The sequence below is a fragment of the Bacillus sp. FJAT-27251 genome (assembly GCF_001273925.1).
Lineage (GTDB): Bacteria > Bacillota > Bacilli > Bacillales > Cytobacillaceae > Mesobacillus_B.
Map to the genome: position 1 here is coordinate 1 of NZ_LIGG01000002.1, position 5,802 is coordinate 5,802.

Consider the following 5,802-nt stretch of genomic DNA (forward strand, 5'->3'; position numbering starts at 1 on the left):
GTAAAGACCGTAAACTTTGTCGTAAGCAAGGCCTTTTGTTGTAAGCGCTCCAAATTTTGTCGTAAGGACAGGGCGTTTTGTCGTAAGCTACTGCCACTTTGTCGTAAACACCAAGTATTTTGTCGTAAGTACCTATCCCTTTGTCGTAAGCACCACCCACTTTATTGTAAACGTTCCCAAAGCGGCCATTCCCACTGGCATTTCGCAGTAAAACACCTGCACAGTAATATCTGACACAGCAAAGCCAATACAATGTATTAAAAAAGGGAGGAATAAACATGAAGATTCTTGTTTCATTTTTCAACCGGCTGATGCAGCGGTATTTGCCGGACCCGTTTTTATTTGTTATTATCCTTACTTTTGTCGTGTTCGGCCTTGGGCTCCTATTCACCGATAATGGACCGTACCAGATGGTGCAGCATTGGGGAAGCGACTTTTGGAGCTTGCTGTTGTTTGCGATGCAGATGGTCCTCGTGCTGGTGACAGGGCATGTCCTGGCAAGTTCGGCCATTTTTAAAAGAGGTCTTGGAGCGCTTGCCTCGACAGCCAAGTCGCCTGGGCAGGCCATCATCATTGTAACCATCGTATCCACCATTGCCAGCTTGATCAACTGGGGGTTTGGATTGGTCATCGGGGCTTTATTCGCGAAAGAGCTGGCCAAGAGGGTTAAAAATGTCGATTACCGCCTCCTGATTGCGAGCGCTTACTCGGGTTTTGTTGTCTGGCATGGCGGGATTTCGGGCTCGATTCCATTGACCATCGCGACAGAGGGGCACTTTTCCCAGGATATGATTGGAGTTATCTCCACCGACCAGACGATTTTTGCCGGCTTTAACCTGGCCATCCTTGCCGCTCTGTTTGTCGTTTTGCCGATCATCAACCGGCTGATGATGCCATCGAAAGAGGAAACAATCACGGTCGATCCGTCCTTGCTGGAGGAGGCAGCCGCTGCCATTGAGCATAAAGCGGCCATGACACCTGCGGAAAGGCTTGAGAACAGCATGGTCCTATCGATGCTGATTGGGCTGTTCGGCCTCGTTTTCCTATTTTTCTATTTTACAAGCAACGGATTTAAGCTGAATCTGGATATCGTCAACTTCCTGTTCCTGACTCTTGGCATTTTGTTCCACGGTACGCCCAGGGCTTTTCTGGAAGCGGTTACGAATGCGGTCAAGGGCGCCAGCGGCATTATTATCCAGTTTCCTTTCTACGCGGGCATCATGGGGATGATGACGGCTTCAGGGTTGGCGGCCGTTATGTCCGAGGCGTTCGTTTCGGTGTCCAACCAGTTTACCTTCCCGTTCTTTACGTTTTTAAGTGCCGGCCTTGTCAACTTCTTCGTTCCTTCAGGCGGAGGACAGTGGGCAGTCCAGGCACCGGTCATGCTGGAAGCCGCTCAGGCGCTCGGGGTCTCCATCCCGAAAACAGCGATGGCCGTGGCTTATGGCGACGCCTGGACGAATCTGATCCAGCCATTCTGGGCCTTGCCCGCTCTGGCGATTGCCGGTTTGAAGGCAAAGGATATCATGGGTTTCTGCGTGCTCACCCTGCTGATCACCGGGACTGTGATTTCCCTGGGGTTATTATTTCTGTAAAAGCGAATCTGTATCATCTTCCTTCAATTGATGTTAAAATATGTTAATAGTTTAAGATGAAGGTGATCATATGGGAATCAATGTTACGCAAGCCGCTTCGCAGGCGGCCAAACTAAGGGAGCAGGCCGAGGCGCTCGACGGGATTAAAAGCGCTCTCGTCCATGTAAAAAGCAGTTTGAGCAGCGGATGGCAGGCAGAAGAAATCATGCACGTACAAAGGGCGCTCGACAGCATCAACCAGGAAATAGCGGTTCTTTCCCGCGAGCTGGACTCATTGGGCTCGACCATCCAGGCGACCGCCTATGAAATCAAGCGGGAAGAAGAAGCTGCAGCCGCAGCGGCAGCAAAAGCGCGGGCCGAAGCAGAGGCCCGGGCAGCAAAAGAACGCCAGCTGTCACCTTAGGATGCAGCAGCGGCCTTTACAGCCAGGCTCCATTTAACGGTTGACGGCGTCCCTCAGTTTCATTATGATAGAAAAGATAATAATACCCGTGCTTTGGCGGGAGAGGTTCATAGCTTTCAAACCCTCTATAAAAAACTATGGTCCATGACGATGCCGCCATGTCCATACAGGACATGGCTTTTTTCTTCGCTATGGTTAGCTATGTCTCTACCTGTGAAGGCAGCGAAGGATAAATGGAGGTTTTTTCTATGTCTGGCCGCAGCCATGAACAAGGATTGAAAGATTTAACGCTATTAGGGAACCAAAATACCCAATATGCTTTCCAATATGCCCCGGAGGTTCTCGAGTACGTCGATAATATGCATCCGGAACGCGACTATTTCGTCAAGTTCAATTGCCCCGAGTTCACGAGTCTTTGCCCTCTGACCAACCAGCCGGATTTCGCGACGATGTATATTTCATATATTCCTGATAAAAAGATTGTCGAAAGCAAGTCCCTGAAGCTGTACCTATTCAGCTTCCGGAACCATGGTGACTTCCATGAGGACTGCGTGAACATCATCATGAATGACCTGATCAAGCTCCTCGACCCGCGCTACATCGAGGTTTGGGGCAAATTCACGCCAAGGGGCGGCATCTCGATCGATCCATGGTGCAACTATGGAAAGCCTGGCACCAAGTTTGAAGAAATGGCCCAGCACCGTTTGATGAACCACGACCTCTACCCTGAAAAAGTGGATAACCGCTAAAAAAAGTGTCCCGGGACCTCCGGGACACTTTTTATTTGAGGGCAAGGCGCTTATGCTTTTCTTATTTCCAAACTCTCCTCAACCTAAAAAGCTCCTGTAGGTACCCCAAAACCGAAACCGGGGACATGATCATTTGGTAAAACAGGATATACAGGAGGAAACCAAGCTTGTTTTTACGAATATTAAGCTGCAAGTTTTCAAAAACATAGCGCTTTTGGTACCTGTAGAGAAGTCCGTAGCTTACAAGGGTCAACGGCAGGACAAACAGCGTCATTGGACCCACGATCCAAAAAATGCCGAAAAACGCGAGCACGAGGCCGGGAATCCAGAAGAAGGTATACACTACATCCAGATAGGGCATGACAAAATTGATTCCGGTCAGGTACTTTGTATAAATCTGGGGCTGTTTCCATGGCTTGATCTCCTTAAGCCCTTCGATCATGCCCCGGGCCCAGCGCGAGCGCTGCCTGATGAGCTGGCGGATGGTGACTGGGGTGTCTGTGAAGGCCGCAGCAAGCGGTTCGAAGTAGACCTTCCAGCCTTTGCCTAAAAGCCTCCACGTGAGGACAATATCTTCGCCGATGGCGTCCGGCCAGCCTTGGATTTCCCTGATATAGCTTGTCTTATAAAGGCTGAAGGCCCCCTGGGCGACAAGGGTCCCCTGGTATAATCCCTGCAGCCGTTTGATCGAGGCAATGCCGAGGAAATATTCCCACTCCTGAATTCTTGTCCATATCGATTCCCGGCTGTTGCGGACGAGCATCGACCCGGCCACGGCACAAACATCTTCGGGGCTGCTTTTGAGCCTCGCGACCATGTACCGGATGGCGGACGGATGGAGCAGGGTGTCGGCGTCCAGTGTAATCAGGTAGGGAGTGCGAACATACCGCAGTCCCTTGTTCAGGGCGTGGAACTTTCCCTTCCTTTTTTCCTTCACTAGCAGGATGTCGAGCCGCAATTCCTCTTTGGCCCGCAGCACTTCCTCAGGTGTTGCATCACTGGAATCGTTATCCACCACTATGACCTTCAGGCGGGAAGAATAATCCTGGCCGGCAACATAGCTCAAGGTGTTGAAGATTCCTTTCTCTTCATTATAGGCAGCGATAAGGACGGTGACCGGGTCGGCAGGGCGCTCATTCTTATATTTGGGCTGCCTGTCCAGCAGCAGGCTCGACAAGAGAAAGGCATTCATATAGCCTGGAATATAGGCGATCCCGCCAATGATGAGAAGGGCGGCGATCCAGGGAACGACAGACGAGAGGGAGTCAAGCCAGGGAACCGACAAATAGATGGAGAACGCTGTCCATATAAGGGCGAATGCATGGCTGATCCAGAATTTTTTCGTTACCGTGATATAAGATTTGCTGTAATTGCGTTCTTCATGGCGGACAGGCGATAAATTGGGCAGCATGCTGCACCTCCATCTGACTGGGTTTATCCTTTTATTTTACTAAAAATACCTATGTATAGTTCAATTATACTGTATGAATTAAATTGAATAATGGACTTTTTGCTTGGAAAATAAGTCCAAATTCTAACTTTAAAAGGGACCCGCCATGCAGCAGGTCCCCATCGTCTTATTCAGGGATATAAAATCCGATTTTCCCAAGCTGTTTCGCTTCTTCCAGCCTCTTGAACGCTTCCTCATATTGTTCCAGTGTGTACATCGTGTCCACTATAGGTTTAATCCCGTGTTTATCAATGAACTGCAGCATTTCCCTGTATTCTTCCTTGCTGCCCATTGTCGAGCCATGCATGGTGAACTGGCCATAGAAAAACTCGCGCAGGTTAAAGTCTACAGTATCACCGGTAGAGGAGCCGAATGTGACAATCGTGCCGCCGGGGCGAAGCTGTTTCAGAGATTTATTGAAAGTCGCAGCACCCACCGACTCGATCACCAGGTCGATTTTTTGGCCTCCAAGGGCCTGCTCCCAATCCTCATTGCTGTCGAGCGCCTGGTCTGCTCCCAATTGCAGGGCGCTTTCGCATTTTTCAGCTGAACGCGAAGTGACATATACTTTTGCTCCCGCAGCCTTGGCAAACTGCAGCAGAAAAGTGGCCACCCCGCCGCCAATGCCGGGAATCAGCAAATGCATGCCTTCCTTGACCTTCCCTTTTGTAAACAGCGCCCGGTACGCGGTCAAAGCGGCAAGTGACAGGACGCCGGCTTCTTCCCAGGAAAGATGGCCAGGCTTGAGTTCAACATTGTCAATCGGAACATTGATTTGTCCTGCAAACGTGCCATCGCCGGGCAGCCCGATGATGTCAAAGCCTGCAGGAGGGGCGTCGCTGTTTTCCTTCCAGCCCAGGCCCGGGTTCAGGATGACTTCGTCGCCAACCTCTACTCCGACCACGCCTTCGCCAACGGCATCAATGATACCGGCGCCATCCGACCCAATGATCAGCGGCGGATCTTCCGGTTTATGGCGGTGCAGCACAAATAGGTCGCGGTGATTCAACCCCGCTGTCTTCAGTTTGACCCTAACTTCGCCGGCGCCAGGCTCCACTTCCGGCATATCGCGGTATGACAGCCCTTCCAGGCCGGCTTTTCCCTCATGAACCAATGCTTTCAATCCAATCCCTCCAACTAACAAGATTCGTCGGCATGTCCCAACACACCTATTGTACCAAGTTCCCCCTGATTGTTCACATGGAACCTAATCAACAGCCCCGGGGAGTGAACATCTGCAGAAAGGAATGCATCCTTTCTGCAGGTTTCTGTCATATTTCTGTCAAGATGTTTTTAACAAACTGTGAACTATGTCACATTGGCAGTTTTTTTACATGGGAGTCTGATATATTGAAAGTGTACTTAATACATCATTTATAAACGAAAGGAAGCGATCTTCATGTTCGCAACATTCTTAAGGGAAAACAAAATTGCTGCTGGTATTCTGACTGTGATTCGTTTGTATCTCGGCTATTCATGGATGACGGCAGGGTGGGGAAAATTGACAGGCGGTTTTGATGCTTCAGGGTATCTGCAAAATGCGGTGGCCAATCCGGTAAAAGGTCCTGATGGCAATATGGTCTACAGCTGGTATGTATCCTTCCT

The 5,802-nt window shown here is 50.1% G+C and carries 5 protein-coding genes and 1 pseudogene; 4 read left to right on the forward strand and 2 right to left on the reverse strand.

Going from position 1 to position 5,802, the window contains the following annotated elements; translation table 11 throughout:
* Nucleotides 1–278: 278 nt before the first annotated feature.
* The 3 genes from ADU22_RS23865 (at nt 279) to queF (ending at nt 2,747) form a co-directional block, all read left to right on the forward strand.
* Entirely contained in the window at nt 279–1,595 is a 1,317-nt protein-coding gene (locus ADU22_RS23865) for a short-chain fatty acid transporter (protein ID WP_053364730.1), read from the forward strand.
* A gap of 70 nt (nt 1,596–1,665) precedes the next feature.
* Complete coding sequence (locus ADU22_RS23870; RefSeq protein WP_053364731.1) at nt 1,666–1,998, forward strand: hypothetical protein; 333 nt, start codon at nt 1,666–1,668, stop codon at nt 1,996–1,998.
* A 248-nt stretch (nt 1,999–2,246) separates the two neighbouring features.
* Nucleotides 2,247–2,747, forward strand: coding sequence for a preQ(1) synthase (queF, locus tag ADU22_RS23875; protein WP_053364732.1), 501 nt, complete (start codon nt 2,247–2,249; stop codon nt 2,745–2,747).
* Between the two features lie 61 nt (nt 2,748–2,808).
* On the opposite strand, the gene ADU22_RS23880 is transcribed toward queF, so the two are convergent.
* Together ADU22_RS23880 and ADU22_RS23885 are read right to left on the reverse strand one after the other, a co-directional pair.
* Nucleotides 2,809–4,158, reverse strand: a complete 1,350-nt coding sequence (locus ADU22_RS23880; RefSeq protein WP_053364733.1) for a glycosyltransferase family 2 protein — start codon at nt 4,156–4,158, stop codon at nt 2,809–2,811.
* 166 nt (nt 4,159–4,324) lie between these two features.
* Nucleotides 4,325–5,320, reverse strand: coding sequence for a zinc-binding dehydrogenase (locus tag ADU22_RS23885; protein WP_053364734.1), 996 nt, complete (start codon nt 5,318–5,320; stop codon nt 4,325–4,327).
* Nucleotides 5,321–5,596: 276 nt separating this feature from the next.
* Between ADU22_RS23885 and ADU22_RS23890 the strand changes: the two are divergent.
* Nucleotides 5,597–5,802 (forward strand): annotated as a pseudogene (locus tag ADU22_RS23890) (Crp/Fnr family transcriptional regulator); the annotation flags it as partial.